This window comes from Rhizobium sp. 007 (assembly GCF_015353075.1).
Lineage (GTDB): Bacteria > Pseudomonadota > Alphaproteobacteria > Rhizobiales > Rhizobiaceae > Rhizobium.
Map to the genome: position 1 here is coordinate 3,908,716 of NZ_CP064187.1, position 14,741 is coordinate 3,923,456.

17 protein-coding genes are annotated in these 14,741 nt (G+C 57.7%); 14 read left to right on the forward strand and 3 right to left on the reverse strand.

Features of this window, described 5'->3' with window-relative positions:
• Nucleotides 1–28 precede the first annotated feature (28 nt).
• Genes ISN39_RS19040 through dnaQ form a run of 4 tightly spaced genes read left to right on the forward strand, consistent with a single transcriptional unit; the run spans nt 29 to nt 2,795 of the window.
• Complete coding sequence (locus ISN39_RS19040; protein ID WP_194728512.1) at nt 29–628, forward strand: Maf-like protein; 600 nt, start codon at nt 29–31, stop codon at nt 626–628.
• On the forward strand, nt 621–1,481 hold the full coding sequence (locus tag ISN39_RS19045) for a shikimate dehydrogenase (protein ID WP_074066110.1): 861 nt from the start codon (nt 621–623) through the stop codon (nt 1,479–1,481). The genes ISN39_RS19040 and ISN39_RS19045 overlap by 8 nt, the downstream gene beginning before the upstream one ends.
• Nucleotides 1,478–2,089, forward strand: a complete 612-nt coding sequence (gene coaE, locus ISN39_RS19050; RefSeq protein WP_194728513.1) for a dephospho-CoA kinase — start codon at nt 1,478–1,480, stop codon at nt 2,087–2,089. Before ISN39_RS19045 ends, coaE begins: the two co-directional genes overlap by 4 nt.
• A complete protein-coding gene (dnaQ, locus tag ISN39_RS19055; RefSeq protein WP_074066112.1) occupies nt 2,082–2,795 on the forward strand; it encodes a DNA polymerase III subunit epsilon in 714 nt (237 codons plus the stop codon). Before coaE ends, dnaQ begins: the two co-directional genes overlap by 8 nt.
• A gap of 50 nt (nt 2,796–2,845) precedes the next feature.
• Here dnaQ and secB read toward each other — a convergent pair whose 3' ends face one another.
• Together secB and ISN39_RS19065 are read right to left on the reverse strand one after the other, a co-directional pair.
• Nucleotides 2,846–3,322: a protein-export chaperone SecB gene (secB, locus tag ISN39_RS19060; RefSeq protein ID WP_074066113.1), complete on the reverse strand. Its 477-nt coding sequence runs from the start codon at nt 3,320–3,322 to the stop codon at nt 2,846–2,848.
• Between the two features lie 81 nt (nt 3,323–3,403).
• Nucleotides 3,404–3,913: an FxsA family protein gene (locus tag ISN39_RS19065; RefSeq protein WP_074066114.1), complete on the reverse strand. Its 510-nt coding sequence runs from the start codon at nt 3,911–3,913 to the stop codon at nt 3,404–3,406.
• A 126-nt stretch (nt 3,914–4,039) separates the two neighbouring features.
• Between ISN39_RS19065 and ISN39_RS19070 the strand changes: the two genes are divergently transcribed.
• From ISN39_RS19070 to gyrB, 5 genes are all read left to right on the forward strand, one after another.
• Nucleotides 4,040–4,741: a Tim44/TimA family putative adaptor protein gene (locus ISN39_RS19070; protein ID WP_028740146.1), complete on the forward strand. Its 702-nt coding sequence runs from the start codon at nt 4,040–4,042 to the stop codon at nt 4,739–4,741.
• The gene (locus ISN39_RS19075) at nt 4,738–5,859 is read left to right on the forward strand and encodes a murein transglycosylase A (RefSeq protein WP_194728514.1); all 1,122 of its coding nucleotides are present in this window, start codon (nt 4,738–4,740) and stop codon (nt 5,857–5,859) included. Before ISN39_RS19070 ends, ISN39_RS19075 begins: the two co-directional genes overlap by 4 nt.
• The gene (locus ISN39_RS19080) at nt 5,856–6,419 is read left to right on the forward strand and encodes a Smr/MutS family protein (RefSeq protein WP_194728515.1); all 564 of its coding nucleotides are present in this window, start codon (nt 5,856–5,858) and stop codon (nt 6,417–6,419) included. The genes ISN39_RS19075 and ISN39_RS19080 overlap by 4 nt, the downstream gene beginning before the upstream one ends.
• Nucleotides 6,416–6,793 (forward strand): helix-turn-helix domain-containing protein, encoded by a 378-nt coding sequence (locus tag ISN39_RS19085; RefSeq protein ID WP_194728516.1) that lies wholly within the window; start codon nt 6,416–6,418, stop codon nt 6,791–6,793. Before ISN39_RS19080 ends, ISN39_RS19085 begins: the two co-directional genes overlap by 4 nt.
• A 133-nt stretch (nt 6,794–6,926) precedes the next feature.
• On the forward strand, nt 6,927–9,362 hold the full coding sequence (gene gyrB / locus ISN39_RS19090; RefSeq protein ID WP_194728517.1) for a DNA topoisomerase (ATP-hydrolyzing) subunit B: 2,436 nt from the start codon (nt 6,927–6,929) through the stop codon (nt 9,360–9,362).
• A gap of 53 nt (nt 9,363–9,415) precedes the next feature.
• On the opposite strand, the gene ISN39_RS19095 is transcribed toward gyrB, so the two are convergent.
• Nucleotides 9,416–10,009, reverse strand: coding sequence for a nitroreductase family protein (locus ISN39_RS19095; RefSeq protein ID WP_074066118.1), 594 nt, complete (start codon nt 10,007–10,009; stop codon nt 9,416–9,418).
• Nucleotides 10,010–10,242: 233 nt separating this feature from the next.
• Here ISN39_RS19095 and ISN39_RS19100 point away from each other — a divergent pair, with 233 nt between their 5' ends.
• The 5 genes from ISN39_RS19100 (at nt 10,243) to ISN39_RS19120 (ending at nt 14,740) form a co-directional block, all read left to right on the forward strand.
• On the forward strand, nt 10,243–11,085 hold the full coding sequence (locus ISN39_RS19100) for a fumarylacetoacetate hydrolase family protein (RefSeq protein WP_194728518.1): 843 nt from the start codon (nt 10,243–10,245) through the stop codon (nt 11,083–11,085).
• 206 nt (nt 11,086–11,291) lie between these two features.
• Complete coding sequence (gene phaZ, locus ISN39_RS19105) at nt 11,292–12,563, forward strand: polyhydroxyalkanoate depolymerase (RefSeq protein WP_194728519.1); 1,272 nt, start codon at nt 11,292–11,294, stop codon at nt 12,561–12,563.
• 144 nt (nt 12,564–12,707) lie between these two features.
• On the forward strand, nt 12,708–13,142 hold the full coding sequence (locus ISN39_RS19110) for a DUF2852 domain-containing protein (protein ID WP_074066121.1): 435 nt from the start codon (nt 12,708–12,710) through the stop codon (nt 13,140–13,142).
• A gap of 88 nt (nt 13,143–13,230) precedes the next feature.
• Entirely contained in the window at nt 13,231–13,995 is a 765-nt protein-coding gene (locus ISN39_RS19115) for a SprT family zinc-dependent metalloprotease (protein WP_194728520.1), read from the forward strand.
• Between the two features lie 76 nt (nt 13,996–14,071).
• On the forward strand, nt 14,072–14,740 hold the full coding sequence (locus ISN39_RS19120) for a phosphoribosylanthranilate isomerase (RefSeq protein WP_194728521.1): 669 nt from the start codon (nt 14,072–14,074) through the stop codon (nt 14,738–14,740).
• Nucleotide 14,741 lies beyond the last annotated feature (1 nt).

A 14,741-nucleotide genomic window follows, 5' to 3' on the forward strand; every position in this document is an offset into this window, starting at 1 on the left:
ACATTATGAACCACGAGCTATGAGACGCATGACATCGAAACTGATTCTTGCCTCCTCCAGTCCATTCCGGCGGATGCTGCTTAAAAATGCCGGCCTGGAGTTTGAAGCGCATGCGCCAAAGATAGACGAGCGCGCAATCGAAGCACCGCTCGAACGAGAGGGCGCATCTCCAGATACTGTAGCCTTGGTGCTTGCAAGGGCTAAAGCAGACGAGGTGAGCGGCCGGTTTCCGGACGCGCTCATCATCGGCTCGGACCAGACCATGTCGCTTGGCGATCGTGTGTTTCACAAGCCGCACGACATGGCTGACGCCGCCAATCATCTGAGATTACTCTCGGGACAAACACATCGTCTGAACAGTGCGATCGCCATCGTCCGAAATGGTGCACTTCTATGGGAGCATGTGTCACACGCGTCGCTGACGATGCGCGTTCTGTCGGCGGATTTCATATCGCGCCATCTTGCACGCGTTGGCAACACGGCGCTTGGCAGCGTTGGCGCCTATCAGCTGGAGGGCGAGGGAATTCAACTTTTCAGCCAGATCGACGGCGACTACTTCACGATCCTTGGCCTGCCGATGTTGCCGCTGCTCGCGAAACTAAGGGAATTGGGTGCGATTGATGGATGATTCACGTGAAACATTCGGCCCGAATGCCTTTGTCACCGGCTTCCCGGTGCGGCACTCACGTTCGCCCTTGATCCACGGATACTGGCTGAAAAAGCTTGGGCTTCGCGGAAGCTATCGCGCATACGAGGTTGCTCCCGCCGACTTTGCAGCATTCATTGGATCGCTCAAGGATCAAAGCTCGGGCTTTATCGGCGGCAATGTCACCATCCCGCACAAGGAGTTGGCCTGTCAGCTCGCCGACAGGCCGGACGAACTCTCCCAGGAACTCGGGGCATCCAACACGTTATGGCTGGAGGAAGGAAAACTCCATTCGACCAATACCGACGGTCACGGATTTACCGCCAACCTGAACGCGCGCCACCCTGGCTGGGATAAGCACGAGACCGCAATAATACTCGGTGCAGGCGGCGCCAGCCGGGCGGTCATACAGGCCGTGCGCGACCGCGGCTTCCGGGAGATCCATGTCGTCAACCGAACCGCGGCTCGCGCGCAGGAACTTGCCGATCGTTTTGGAGAAAAAGTCTATGCGCATCCGATGGGAGCGCTCGCGGAGGTTATGAAAGGTGCGGGTCTTTTCGTCAATACGACATCGCTCGGTATGGACGGCGAAACAGCACCGGCAATCGATTTTTCGCCGCTCGACGGTAACGCGGTCGTCACAGATATCGTCTATGTGCCGCTGAAGACACCCTTGCTGAAACAAGCCGAGGAGCAGGGTTTCGCGATCGTGGATGGACTTGGTATGCTGCTTCATCAGGCGGTGCCGGGCTTCGAGAAATGGTTCAGCAAGCGGCCGGTGGTCGATGACGAGCTTCGTGCACTCGTCGTCGCAGATATGGAAAAACACAGATGATCCGGATCGGTCTCACGGGTTCCATAGGGATGGGGAAATCAACTGCGGCAAAGCTCTTTGCCGAAGCCGGTATTCCCGTCAATGATTCCGATGCTGTGGTCCACGAGCTTTATGCCGGCGAGGCAGCGCAGTTGATCGAAGCCGAATTCCCGGGCACCGTTCGGAACGGCGTCGTCGACCGTCAGGAACTTGGCCGTCAGCTTTCGCGCCGACCAGATGGCTTCAAAACGCTCGAAGCAATCGTTCATCCGCTGGTTCGCCAGCGCGAAACGGAATTCGTGGAACGCGAAAAAGCGCGAGGATCGGAGATAATCCTGCTCGATATCCCGTTGCTTTTCGAAACTGGTGCCGAGACCAGAGTCGACATAGTCGTGGTCGTGAGCTGCGATCTACAGATTCAGCGCGATCGGGTGCTTGCGCGACCGGGCATGACCGAGGAAAAATTCAATATGATTCGCTCGCGCCAGACCCCGGACGCCGAAAAGCGGGAGCGTGCCGATTACGTCATCGACACGGGGCACGCCATCGAAATTACGCGGGCGAGGGTGAGTGAAATCATCGCGGTCTTGAAAGCGCGGATCGCGAAGGGAGATTTCCGGAATGCGTGAAATCATTTTCGACACGGAAACCACCGGTCTCGACAGCCGCATGGATCGCATCATCGAAATCGGCGGCGTCGAGCTTTTGAACCATTTCCCGACCGGCCGCACGATCCATATCTATATCAATCCGGGAGATCAGAAAGTTCATCCCGATGCGCTCGCCGTTCACGGCATTACCGACGAGTTTTTGAAGGACAAGAAGCCTTTCTCCGCAGTGGTTGAAGAGATCATCGAGTTCTTCGGTGACGCAAGGTGGATCGCGCACAACGCGACCTTCGATATGGGTTTTGTCAATGCCGAACTCGCTCGCCTTGGCATACCGCCGGTCCTGCCGGAGAGGGTCGTCGATACGCTTTCTCTCGCTCGGCGCAAACATCCGATGGGACCGAATTCGCTCGATGCCCTCTGCCGCCGCTACGGTATAGACAACTCACACCGCACAAAACACGGTGCACTTCTCGACTCCGAACTGCTTGCCGAGGTCTATATAGAGATGATCGGCGGGCGTCAGACCGCTCTCGGTTTGAGCGTTGCGGCAACAAGCGGGGCAGGCGACGCCGAGATTGTTCTGGAGGAGGCCGCTGACATCGGTTTGGAGCGGCCCCGGCCACTCGCACCGCGCCTTAGCGAAGCGGAAGCTCAGGCTCACGATGCGTTGATTGCCGCACTCGGCAGTAAAGGCATCTGGGCCAGATACGATCGCCCAAATTAAAAATGCCCGGGCTTTGACCCGGGCACCGCAGTCAAATCACGTGCTTCGAATCAATTTGTCTGCACCTTTGCGCGCGTCTGCTCTTCGGCGACGCGTTGCGCAAACATCTGTGCGAAGTCGATCGGGTCGATCATCAGCGGGGGGAAGCCGCCATTACGCGTAACATCGGCAACGATCTGGCGGGCAAACGGGAAGAGCATGCGCGGGCATTCGATGAAGAGAACCGGCAGCATGTGTTCTTGCGGGAAGCCGGCAACGCGGAAGACGCCGCCGTAAACGAGTTCGGCATGAAAGACCGTCTTGTCGCCATCCTTGGCCTCGGCGTTGAGCGACAGCACAACGTCGAAATCCGTATCCGAAAGCGGATTGGCATTGACGTTGACGTTGATATTGATCGCCGGAGCCTTGTCGCGCGCTTGAAGCGAACGCGGCGCACCCGGATTTTCGAAGGAAAGGTCCTTCGTGTACTGAGCGAGAATGGTGAGGCTCGGGCTTGTCGTGCCGCTGCCGTTGTTTTCATCAGCCATTGGATTTTCCTCGAGGGGCATTGGATGTTGCCGCCATCTAACATTTCGGGAAAAGGCTTACAACCCTGGGCGAATCCGTCTCTACTCGCCGAGCCGCTTGCCTGACCAGGGAGACTTGTTGTTAGGCTCGCGGCGATAATCGTCCTCGTCAAGATCAACAACTTTTGAATCCGGCTTGGATTGGTTGCTGAATCCGGACGATTGCGACGCGGTAGAGCCTCTCTTCGTCTCAACGATAACGAATCGTTTGCGGATGTAGTTCCAGGCAAGATCACGAACGGCCGGGATGAAAAGCGCGATGGCGATGATGTCTGAAATAAATCCCGGAACGATGAGAAGCAGCGACGCGATGACGAGCATGGCTGGCCGCAGAAGCTCCCGGCCAGGTAATACGCCGGTTCGCCCCTCGGTCGACATACGCTGCAGGATGCCTATACCCTGGCGACGAAGCAGAGCCATGCCGATTACAACACTCAGCACGACGAGACCAAGGGTCGCCAGCAGGCCGACTGCGCGCCCGACGATTACGAAGCCCGCTATCTCCGCCAGCGGCAGCAGCAGCACAAAACCTGGAAGCATTGCAAGTCGCATCGTCTCTCCAACCGGCGCTCGCCGGGCCTCAATGGCAATCGCAAGATTGCGGCTATTTGAATCATCTGTCTATGCGGACTATATGGGAGTACAAATCATAGATGTTAACGGTGGCTGCGGCACGATATGAGTTCAAACGACTTCATCACTTTGTTTTTCCTTGTGGCGGCGGTGCTGATTTTTTTCCAGCTCCGCAGTGTTCTGGGACGCCGCACGGGAAATGAGAAGCCGCCGCGCGATCTCTTTACGCCGCGCGATGCCGCCGGTCCTGAGCATTCCGATGCCGGCAAGGTCGTGACGCTTCCGCGCCGCGATACGCCTGCAGAAGAAGAAGGCCGCTTTGCAGTGGTCGACGCTTTTGCGCCCCCCGGTACGCCGCTCAATGAGCCTCTCCGTGCGCTCAGTAAAGCCGATCCATCCTTCGCCCCTAAGGAATTTTTGAACGGCGCGAAGATGGCCTACGAAATGATCGTCATGGCCTATGCCGACGGTGACAGAAAGACGTTGAAGAACCTTTTGTCCCGCGAGGTCTATGAAGGTTTTGATGCGGCCATCGCAGATCGCGAGGCCAAGGGCGAGAAAGTGAAATCCACCTTTGTCGGCATCGATAAGGCGGACATCACACAGGTGGAAGTCAAAGGCAGCGAGGCACAGATTACGATCCGTATCGCCAGCCAGCTGATCTCCGCGACCTACGACAAAGCGGACAAGCTGATAGAAGGCGATGTCGAGAACGTTGCCGAAGTCAACGACATCTGGACCTTTGCCCGCGATACGCGATCGCGCGATCCCAATTGGAAACTCGTGGCAACCGAATCGGAAACATGAGTGACGATAAAGCGGGCTTCGTTCTGCAAGCTGTCGGTTTCGATGAACTCAAGGGCTGGAAGGATGATGATCCCTCCAGCCTTTTTGAAGTCATGGAAGCGTGCCACAGCCAAATTACCGGCACGAAACCCTACCGCACCGGATCGCTCGGCCTGAGCACCGACGATCTTTTGCCTCTGCTCGACGCAGCCCGAAATGCGAAACCCGCATCTGCTTCTGATGCCCGATCCTTCTTCGAGCAGAACTGTCGGCCGTTTTTTATCAGAAAACTGGACGGCAGCCGGGGTTTCGTTACCGCTTATTACGAACCGGAAATCGCCGTTTCCGACAAGCTCGATTCTACTTATCGCTTCCCGTTTTACCGGCGACCCGATGATCTGATCGATCTCGACAATAGCAACCGCCCCGTAGGCCTCGATTCATCCTATGCCTTTGGTCGCCTCCGGGATGGAGAGATAAGCGCCTATCCCGACCGGCAGGCGATCGACCAAGGCCTCCTCGACGGTCGAGGCCTTGAAATCGCCTGGGCGAAATCCAAGGTCGATGTCTTCTTCGTGCATGTGCAGGGAGCGGCGCGACTGCGCTACCCGGATGGACGGACGGCGCGTATCACATATACGGCAAAGGCCGGGCATCCTTTCTCCGCTATCGGCAAGCTGTTGGTCGACCGCGGCGAAATCGACCGTGCGAACATTTCCATGCAGTCGATTCGCGCCTGGCTCGCAGCGCATCCAGAGCAGGTCGATGATGTTCTCTGGCACAATCGATCCTATATTTTCTTCCGCGAGGCGCCGGTTGCCGCTTCCAAAGCTGGACCAGTTGCTGCAGCGAAAGTGCCGTTAGTCGCCGGACGGTCGCTTGCCGTCGACCGCCTGATACATACCTTCGGTTTTCCCTTCTTCATCCGTTCCGAAAGCCTGACCCATCTTGATAAGGGTAGGCCATTCCAGCGTTTGATGCTTGCCTTGGACACTGGCTCTGCGATCGTCGGTCCTGCGCGTGGCGATATTTTTACGGGTTCCGGCGATGAAGCGGGCGAATTGGCGGGTACGGTGCGCAACGACGCAGACTTTGCCATCCTCATTCCGAACACTGCGGCTGGACGGTTCGGCCGATGACGAGAGACCGCAAGCTCAGCACAGACGAGAGAATCCTATGGGGCAAGGTTGCGCGCAGTACGCGGCCGCTCGCCGGCAAGAAGGGTGAGTTTACTGAACTCGATGCCTTTCTTGTGGAAACCGAAGCCGAGGTCGGGAATGCCGTCCAGAAATCGTCTGCTGAAACGGAAATACAAGCTGCAGCGCTGCGCGCGGCAGCGAAGCAGCCTTCCGGCACCCACCATCCACTGGAGCGACCCGTCAAACGCAAGATCGCCAAAGGCAGGCTGGCACTAGAGGCGCGTATCGATCTCCACGGCCTCGTGCAAAGCCAAGCCCATGTCATGCTTCTCGATTTCCTCATCCGCGCGCATGAGCGCGGCATGCGGCATGTGCTGGTGATCACCGGCAAGGGCAGTTCGATGGGGAGCGAAGGTGCGTTGAAACGGGCTGTACCGCTCTGGTTTTCGAAGCCGGAATTCCGCTATCTGATCTCGTCTTACGAAGCGGCTGCGCACCACCACGGCGGCGAGGGCGCGCTTTATATCCGGCTCTCCCGGCGGCAGGGGGACAGGTCATGACACCGTTCGGCGAAGCTGTTCGAAAACTTCGGGCGCGCAGAGGCGTGTCGCAGAAGCAGATGGCAGCGGCGCTCAACGTCTCGCCTGCCTATCTCTCCGCGCTCGAACATGGAAAACGCGGCTTGCCGACCTTCGACCTGCTTCAGCGGATCGCCGGCTATTTCAACATCATCTGGGATGAAGCTGAGGAACTCTTCCTGCTCGCCCGCGCATCGGACCCGCGCGTGGTGATTGATACCGCAGGTCTACCCCCCGAATATACGGCTTTTGCCAATCGTTTGGCGGGCCGGATTCGCAACCTTGACAGTGCAGCTTTGGCCGAGCTCGCGGCTACGCTTGAAAATCTCGGCAAAGCTGACGGAAAAGCGTCATAATCCCCTGCTTTATGCCGGATTCCCAGGCTCTGCCATTGGGAATGGCGTCCAAAAACCCTATATTCCGAAATGAAAAAGGCCGGTGATTCGCAAGGCTCTCCGGGCTCCTACAACAGGGAAATTCAAAGACAGCATGACCGATATACCAGCGACGGAAAACGGCGTTAACACCGAATATGGCGCGGATTCCATCAAGGTCCTCAAGGGACTTGATGCCGTGCGTAAGCGCCCCGGCATGTATATCGGTGACACCGACGACGGTTCCGGCCTGCATCACATGGTTTATGAAGTCGTCGACAACGCAATTGACGAGGCGCTGGCCGGCCATGCCGACATCGTCACCGTGGCGCTCAACCCCGACGGCTCGGTCACCGTGACCGACAACGGCCGCGGTATCCCAACGGATATACACACCGGCGAAGGTGTTTCCGCAGCCGAAGTCATCATGACGCAGCTTCATGCCGGCGGTAAGTTCGACCAGAATTCCTACAAAGTTTCCGGCGGCTTGCATGGTGTCGGCGTCTCGGTCGTCAACGCGCTTTCCGTCTGGCTGAAACTGAAGATCCGCCGGCAGGGTAAGATTCATGAAATGAGCTTCACGCATGGCGTTGCCGATGCGCCGCTCAAGGTGACGGGTGACGCGGGCAGCGACACAGGCACGGAAGTCAGCTTCATGCCGAGCACCGGAACCTTCACGATGACGGACTTCGATTACGGCACGCTGGAGCACCGCCTTCGCGAGCTTGCCTTCTTGAATTCCGGTGTCCGCATTTTGCTGACAGACAAGCGTCATTCGGACATCAAGCAGGAAGAAATGCGTTATGACGGCGGCCTTGAGGCCTTCGTTTCCTATCTCGATCGTGCCAAGAAACCTCTGGTCGACAAGCCTGTCTCTATCCGCGGCGAAAAGGATGGAATTACCGTCGAAGTCGCAATGTGGTGGAACGACAGCTATCATGAAAATGTGCTCTGCTTTACCAACAATATTCCACAACGCGACGGCGGCACGCATATGGCCGGCTTCCGCGCCGCGCTGACGCGCCAAGTTGTGTCCTATGCCGATAGCTCCGGTATTACCAAGAAGGAGAAAGTCACACTCCAGGGCGAAGACTGCCGCGAGGGCCTGACGGCTGTCCTTTCGGTGAAGGTGCCGGATCCGAAGTTCTCGTCGCAGACGAAGGACAAGCTGGTTTCCTCGGAAGTTCGTCCGGTCGTCGAAAGCCTCGTCAATGAAGCGCTCAGCACATGGTTTGAAGAGCATCCGAGCGAGGCCAAGGTGCTCGTCGGCAAGGTCGTAGAGGCCGCCGCGGCCCGCGAAGCGGCTCGTAAGGCCCGCGAACTGACGCGCCGCAAAGGTGCGCTCGATATCGCCTCGCTGCCCGGCAAGCTCGCCGATTGCTCCGAGCGCGACCCTGCGAAGTCTGAAGTGTTCCTCGTCGAGGGTGACTCCGCGGGTGGCTCTGCAAAACAGGGACGGTCCCGTGAAAACCAGGCGATCCTGCCTCTGCGAGGCAAGATTCTCAATGTCGAGCGTGCCCGCTTCGACAAGATGCTCTCCAGCCAGGAAATCGGCACGTTGATTACCGCGCTCGGCACGGGCATCGGCAAGGACGAGTTCAGCGCCGACAAGCTTCGCTACCACAAGATCATCATCATGACGGATGCCGACGTCGACGGTGCCCACATCCGCACGCTTCTGCTGACATTCTTCTTCCGTCAGATGCCGGAGCTGATCGAGCGCGGCCATCTCTACATCGCCCAGCCGCCACTCTACAAGGTTTCGCGCGGCAAGTCCGTTCAGTACGTGAAAGACGAAAAGGCGCTAGAAGATTATCTGATCGGCCAGGGCCTTGAGGATGCGGCGCTGAGGCTCGCAAGCGGCGAAGTCCGCACCGGTCAGGATCTGCGCGAAGTTATCCTCGATGCATTGCGCCTGCGTGCGTTGCTTGAAAACCTGCATTCCCGTTACAATCGCGCTGTCGTTGAGCAGGCGGCAATCGCCGGGGCACTGAACGCCGAAGCGGTCAGCGATCGTGCCAGGGCCGAACAGCTCGCGACTGATGTCGCCAAGCGACTAGACATCATCGCCGAGGAAACCGAGCGCGGCTGGGAAGGCGGCCTGACCAGCGAAGGCGGGTTGCGGCTTGAGCGAATGGTGCGCGGCGTCAAGGAAGTCGTCGTGCTCGACATGGCGCTGATTGGATCGCAGGACGCGCGTCACATTGATCAGCTCTCGTCACGCCTCAAAGAAATCTACCAGAGCCCACCGGCGCTATCGCGCCGCGACGGAGATACCGAGATTTCCGGTCCGCGCGCTCTCCTCGATGCAATTTTTGCCAGCGGCCGCAAGGGACTGACGATGCAGCGCTACAAGGGCCTTGGCGAAATGAATGCCGAGCAGCTCTGGGAGACGACGCTCGACCCGAACGCCCGTTCGCTGCTACAGGTCAAGGTAAACGACGCGACGGATGCCGATGGTCTTTTCGCCCGGCTGATGGGCGACGAAGTCGAGCCGCGCCGCGAATTCATTCAGGATAACGCGCTCAGCGTTGCAAATCTCGATATCTGATTGATGTCTTGTACAAAAAGGCGCGTTCATGGCGCCTTTTTCTTTCCACAGAATCAATTGGCAATGAATTTTCCGTTGAAAGCCACCTCCGCAAGCGGCATGCGTTGGCTTGGCACTTCGCGTGCCTGGTTGCGCTCTGACAGAACGCTCTTGTCGCCAAGGCGGCCGATGGCTATCCCGGCCTCGACGCGATAGCCTTCCGGAATGGCGAAGGCTAGCCTGATTTCATCATGTTTGATTCCGCCCATGCCATGGGCGTAGAAGCCTGAAAAGCGTGCCTGCAGGGCGAGATGCCCCCACGAGGCACCAGCGTCGAACGAATGCGTATAGCGCGGTTTGTTCTCCGAGAAAGCGCCACTGAAACTGCGTGAGACAACAAAGATCAGCGCGCAAGCATTCTTTGCCCATTCCTGGTTCGATTCGACGAGCAGGCTAAGATGCTTCTCGAAATGTTCCGTGCCCTTAAGGGCGTAGATGAAGCGCCAAGGCTGCTGGTTGCCGGAAGACGGCGCCCAATGAGCTGCGTCAAGGATCGTCAGCAATTGCTCTTCGGCTATGATTTCGCCGGTGAAAGCACGTGGCGACCAGCGATCGAGAAACATCGCATCGATCGGATATTCGGATGTGCGGCTATTGGCTTCGGTCATCTTATTTCCGGGTAGTGGTTGAGGGGCTGGAGCGAATGATATTGCCTGCCAATAGAACTTTGCAAGCAAACCCGTTGCCGCAGATGCTTCTCCCTTCATTCAATCCGGCGCGCCAATTCAGTTCCGGCGAAATTTTTAACAATGCGTACCGCTTCAGCAAAAAGCCGTAATGACACGCTTAGTCGACTGGTCCATAGGTGATGGTAGTCCGTTTTCGATGAGGAGGAGATTTTATGAAGCTGATGCGCGTTGGCGATCCGGGTCGTGAAAAACCGGCACTACTCGATTCCGATGGCAAGATCCGCGACCTTTCGGCGCATGTTTCCGACGTCGCTGGTGAGGCGATTTCGCCCGCCGGCCTGGCAAAAATCGCAGCGCTCGACGCGAAAAGCCTCCCGGAATTGGCTCCGGGCCGCATTGGTGCCTGTGTTGCAGGCACGGGCAAATTCATCTGTATTGGCCTGAATTTCTCTGATCACGCTGCCGAAACTGGCGCAACAGTTCCGCCGGAACCGATCATTTTCATGAAGGCCACCTCCGCGATCGTCGGTCCCAACGATAACGTCGTCATCCCGCGTGGTTCCGAAAAGACTGATTGGGAGGTCGAACTCGGCGTTGTGATCGGAAAGACCGCAAAATATGTCACCGAGGCCGAAGCGCTGGACTACGTTGCCGGCTATTGCGTCTCCAATGATGTCTCGGAGCGCGCATTCCAGACGGAACGCTCCGGCCAGTGGACGAAGGGCAAATCCTGCGACACCTTTGGGCCAATTGGGCCCTGGCTCGTTACCAAGGACGAGATCGCCGATCCGCAGAATCTCGGCATGTGGCTGAAGGTCAACGGCCAGATGATGCAGAACGGCTCGTCGAGGACGATGGTCTTTGGGGTCGCTTATCTGGTCTCCTATCTCAGCCAGTTCATGTCGCTGCAGCCTGGCGATGTCATTTCCACCGGTACGCCGCCGGGCGTGGGCATGGGTTTGAAGCCGCCGCGTTACCTCAAGGCTGGTGATGTCGTCGAACTTGGAATCGAAGGCCTCGGCACGCAGAAGCAGACCTTTGTCGCGGATCGCTGAAGCTGTCCGATCTTTAATAATTGTGAGCGTATCAGTTGCCGGGAATCACTTTTCCCGGCATTTCTTTTTTGCGATGCGGATGCCTGTGTTGCTATGCAACAAATAAGCCTGTTACTCTCAATTGAAGTGCCCGCAAACGATGGAAAGAAGTAGATGGCCTGCCTGACGGCGCTGTCCTTTCCGGCAAAAGAAAGGTGGCGCAACTCATGTTTTATCAGCTCTATGAATTGAACCATGCAGCGATGGCGCCGTTCCGCGCTGCCGCTGATGCGATGCGGCTTGTTTATGCCAATCCGCTTAATCCTTTTTCGCAGACGCCGTTTGGCCGCACGATCGCTGCAAGTCTAGAGATGTTCGAGCGGACGACGCGCCGCTACGGCAAGCCGGAGTTCGGACTGAAGGAAACGATCGTCGGCGACAGCAAGGTCGCAGTGCGTGAAGAGATCGTCTGGTCGCGCGCTTTCTGCAATCTTCTGCATTTTGCGCGCAACACGCCTTCCGGCCACCGCGATCCCCGAATCTTAATCGTTGCACCAATGTCCGGTCACTATGCAACGCTGCTTCGCGGTACGGTCGAAGCGCTGCTTCCGAGCGCCGATATCTACATCACCGACTGGGTTGATGCCCGCATGGTGCCGATGACGGAGGGCACCTTCGATTTCGATGACTATGTCGATTATGTCATCGAGATGCTGCATTTTCTCGGCCCCGATACGCACGTCATTGCCGTATGTCAGCCCTCCGTGCCTGTGCTGGCCGCCGCCGCCGTCATGGAAGAGGCAAACGACCCGTTGTCACCATCGTCGATGACACTGATGGGCGGACCGATCGATACGCGCATCAATCCGACAGCGGTCAATAAACTCGCAGAAGAGAGACCGCTGACGTGGTTTGCCGAAAACGTCATCATGAATGTGCCATGGCCACAACCAGGCTTCATGCGCCCGGTCTATCCGGGTTTCCTGCAGCTCTCGGGTTTCATGTCGATGAACCTCGACCGGCACGTGGTCGCCCACAAGGAGTTCTTCATGCATCTCGTGAAGAACGACGGTGAGCCTGAAAAGCACCGCGATTTCTACGACGAGTATCTTGCCGTGATGGACCTGACCGCGGAATTCTACCTGCAGACGGTCGATCAGGTGTTCATGAAGCACTCCCTGCCGAAGGGCGAGTTGATTCATCGTGGCAAGCGCGTCGATCCGGCCGCAATCCGCAATGTCGCGCTCCTGACAGTGGAGGGCGAGAACGACGACATCTCCGGTGTGGGCCAGACGAAGGCGGCGCAGACGATCTGCGTCAACATCCCCGACGACATGCGCATGCACTACCTTCAGCCCGACGTCGGCCACTACGGCGTCTTCAACGGATCGCGCTTCCGCCGCGAGATCGCGCCGCGTATCGTCAACTTCGTCCGCGAGCACTCTCGTTCTGGAAAACTCAGCGTAAAGCGCGTCATCAGGGGCGGCAAATCCGCCTGAGTTAGAGGATGCTGATTTAATCCTGCCTGTTCAAGGCCTTGTCCGATTTCGCGGGCAATCGTCTTGAAGGGTTGGCTGGCGGTAACCACATCGATTTTCAGCGTTCGGTATTCTGCCGGGCGCAGAAAGCGAGGATACCGCACGATGAACCAGTCAGCATTGCTTCGCCCGGATTGGACTCCGGCTACCGTTGCGTTGATGGTGCTCGGCTTCGTGGTCTTCTGGCCTCTGGGCCTGGCCATGCTTGCCTATATCATCTTCGGCGAGCGCCTTCGCGGTTTCAAGCGCGACGCGAATAACGCGACTGACGGCTTTTTTGCCGGCTGCCGCCGTTCGCATGGCCGCTACCGCCCGCATTTTTCGACCGGCAACGTCGCCTTTGACGATTGGCGGAAGGCCGAGCTTGACCGCCTCGAGGAAGAGCGCCGTAAGCTCGATGAAATGCGCGAGGAATTCGACACCTATATGCGCGAGCTTCGTCGCGCCAAGGATCAGGAAGAATTCGACCGTTTCATGCGCGACCGAAAGAATGCAAAGCGCGATGACAATGGCCCGGTTGCCGAATTTCAGACGCCTTAACGTGTCACTAGATGATCAGCAGACCGGCATCAGCGATGCCGGTTTTTCTTTGCCCGGATTTGTTGCGAATCGTATAGAAAAAGCGCTTATGTTTCCGCTCCTTTCCAATCCGCGACGAACTGCTGCACGAAAACCTGCTCCGCCCGAAACGCGGACGCTGGACGTCGCAGGCAGGCTGATGCCCCTCACTATCAAGCAGCATGATCGCGCAACGCGTATTACGCTTCGTATCGAGCCCGGCGGCAGGGCGCTTAAAATGACGGTTCCGAAGGGCCTTGCGCAGCGCGAGGTCAACGCCTTCCTCGACCGTCATCAGGGATGGCTGTTGACGAAACTGGCAAAGTTCTCCGTCGACAATACCCTTCACGATGGCGGCGAGATCCTGGTGCGCGGCATCAAGCACCGGATCGAACATACCGGCAGTCTGCGCGGCCTCACCGAGGCAGTCATGGTCGGCGACCGGCATGTGCTGAAGGTCAGTGGCCTACCGGAACATCTCGGCCGCCGGATCGCAACCTTTCTGAAGAAGGAGGCGCGCTCTGACCTCGTGCGGCTCGCGCACTTCCACGCGCGTTCGATCAAGGCACCGATCAAGTCGATTTCCATGAAAGACACGCGCAGCCGTTGGGGCTCATGCTCGTCGGAGGGAAATTTGAGCTTTTCCTGGCGCGTCGTCATGGCGCCGGCCTCGGTGATCGATTATCTAGCGGCCCACGAAGTGGCGCATCTCAGAGAAATGAATCACGGCCCGCATTTCTGGGCGCTTTGCCAAAAGCTCTGCCCGCATATGGAAGATGCGAAATCCTGGCTGAAACGCTACGGAAGCCAGCTTCACGCAATCGACTTTGATTGAGCGTTTAGCCGCGGTAAATTAAGCCTTAGTCGCAAATTGGCTCGACTCTTTTGCCTTTTCGTGTCACTTCGCTGCCATGAAACCCGATATCAAAATCTGCGGCCTGAAGAGCGCTGAAGCGATCGAGCGCGCGGTCAATCGCGGCGCGAACCATATCGGTTTTATCTTCTTCGAGAAAAGTCCTCGTTATATCGAGCCGGACGTTGCCGGAAAGCTTGCGGACGCTGTCCGCGGCAATGCCAAGATCGTCGCCGTCACGGTCGATCCGACTAATGACGAACTCGATGAAATCGTTTCGCTTTTGAAGCCGGACATGCTCCAGCTTCACGGCAACGAGAGCCCGGAACGCGTCTTGACGATAAAGGCTGTCTACGGTCTCGCGATCATGAAGGTCTTCTCTGTTCGCAGCGCCGATGATCTGAAGCGGGTTGAGGCTTATATTGGGATAGCCGACCGGTTTCTCTTCGACGCCAAGCCGCCGAAGGGGTCGGAATTGCCGGGCGGCAACGGGGTTTCCTTCGATTGGAGCCTGCTCGGCCAGCTTGACGATAGCGTGGATTACATGCTTTCCGGTGGGCTGAACAAGGACAACATCGCCGAAGCGCTGACGATCACCAAGGCGCCGGGCATCGACGTATCCTCCGGCGTCGAAAGTGCACCCGGCGTGAAGAGCGTCGCCATGATCGATGATTTTTTCGATGCGGTCGAGAAGGCTTGCGAGCCTGAAACGGTCTCAGGGAGTTGAG

What these genes read in the sequence shown, in the direction of transcription:
- ISN39_RS19040 (WP_194728512.1), top strand. Translation starts at nt 29, where the DNA reads ATGACATCGAAACTGATTCTTGCCTCCTCCAGTCCATTCCGGCGGATG.
- ISN39_RS19045 (WP_074066110.1), top strand. Translation starts at nt 621, where the DNA reads ATGGATGATTCACGTGAAACATTCGGCCCGAATGCCTTTGTCACCGGC.
- coaE (WP_194728513.1), top strand. Translation starts at nt 1,478, where the DNA reads ATGATCCGGATCGGTCTCACGGGTTCCATAGGGATGGGGAAATCAACT.
- dnaQ (WP_074066112.1), top strand. Translation starts at nt 2,082, where the DNA reads ATGCGTGAAATCATTTTCGACACGGAAACCACCGGTCTCGACAGCCGC.
- secB (WP_074066113.1), bottom strand. Translation starts at nt 3,322, where the DNA reads ATGGCTGATGAAAACAACGGCAGCGGCACGACAAGCCCGAGCCTCACC.
- ISN39_RS19065 (WP_074066114.1), bottom strand. Translation starts at nt 3,913, where the DNA reads ATGCGACTTGCAATGCTTCCAGGTTTTGTGCTGCTGCTGCCGCTGGCG.
- ISN39_RS19070 (WP_028740146.1), top strand. Translation starts at nt 4,040, where the DNA reads ATGAGTTCAAACGACTTCATCACTTTGTTTTTCCTTGTGGCGGCGGTG.
- ISN39_RS19075 (WP_194728514.1), top strand. Translation starts at nt 4,738, where the DNA reads ATGAGTGACGATAAAGCGGGCTTCGTTCTGCAAGCTGTCGGTTTCGAT.
- ISN39_RS19080 (WP_194728515.1), top strand. Translation starts at nt 5,856, where the DNA reads ATGACGAGAGACCGCAAGCTCAGCACAGACGAGAGAATCCTATGGGGC.
- ISN39_RS19085 (WP_194728516.1), top strand. Translation starts at nt 6,416, where the DNA reads ATGACACCGTTCGGCGAAGCTGTTCGAAAACTTCGGGCGCGCAGAGGC.
- gyrB (WP_194728517.1), top strand. Translation starts at nt 6,927, where the DNA reads ATGACCGATATACCAGCGACGGAAAACGGCGTTAACACCGAATATGGC.
- ISN39_RS19095 (WP_074066118.1), bottom strand. Translation starts at nt 10,009, where the DNA reads ATGACCGAAGCCAATAGCCGCACATCCGAATATCCGATCGATGCGATG.
- ISN39_RS19100 (WP_194728518.1), top strand. Translation starts at nt 10,243, where the DNA reads ATGAAGCTGATGCGCGTTGGCGATCCGGGTCGTGAAAAACCGGCACTA.
- phaZ (WP_194728519.1), top strand. Translation starts at nt 11,292, where the DNA reads ATGTTTTATCAGCTCTATGAATTGAACCATGCAGCGATGGCGCCGTTC.
- ISN39_RS19110 (WP_074066121.1), top strand. Translation starts at nt 12,708, where the DNA reads ATGAACCAGTCAGCATTGCTTCGCCCGGATTGGACTCCGGCTACCGTT.
- ISN39_RS19115 (WP_194728520.1), top strand. Translation starts at nt 13,231, where the DNA reads ATGTTTCCGCTCCTTTCCAATCCGCGACGAACTGCTGCACGAAAACCT.
- ISN39_RS19120 (WP_194728521.1), top strand. Translation starts at nt 14,072, where the DNA reads ATGAAACCCGATATCAAAATCTGCGGCCTGAAGAGCGCTGAAGCGATC.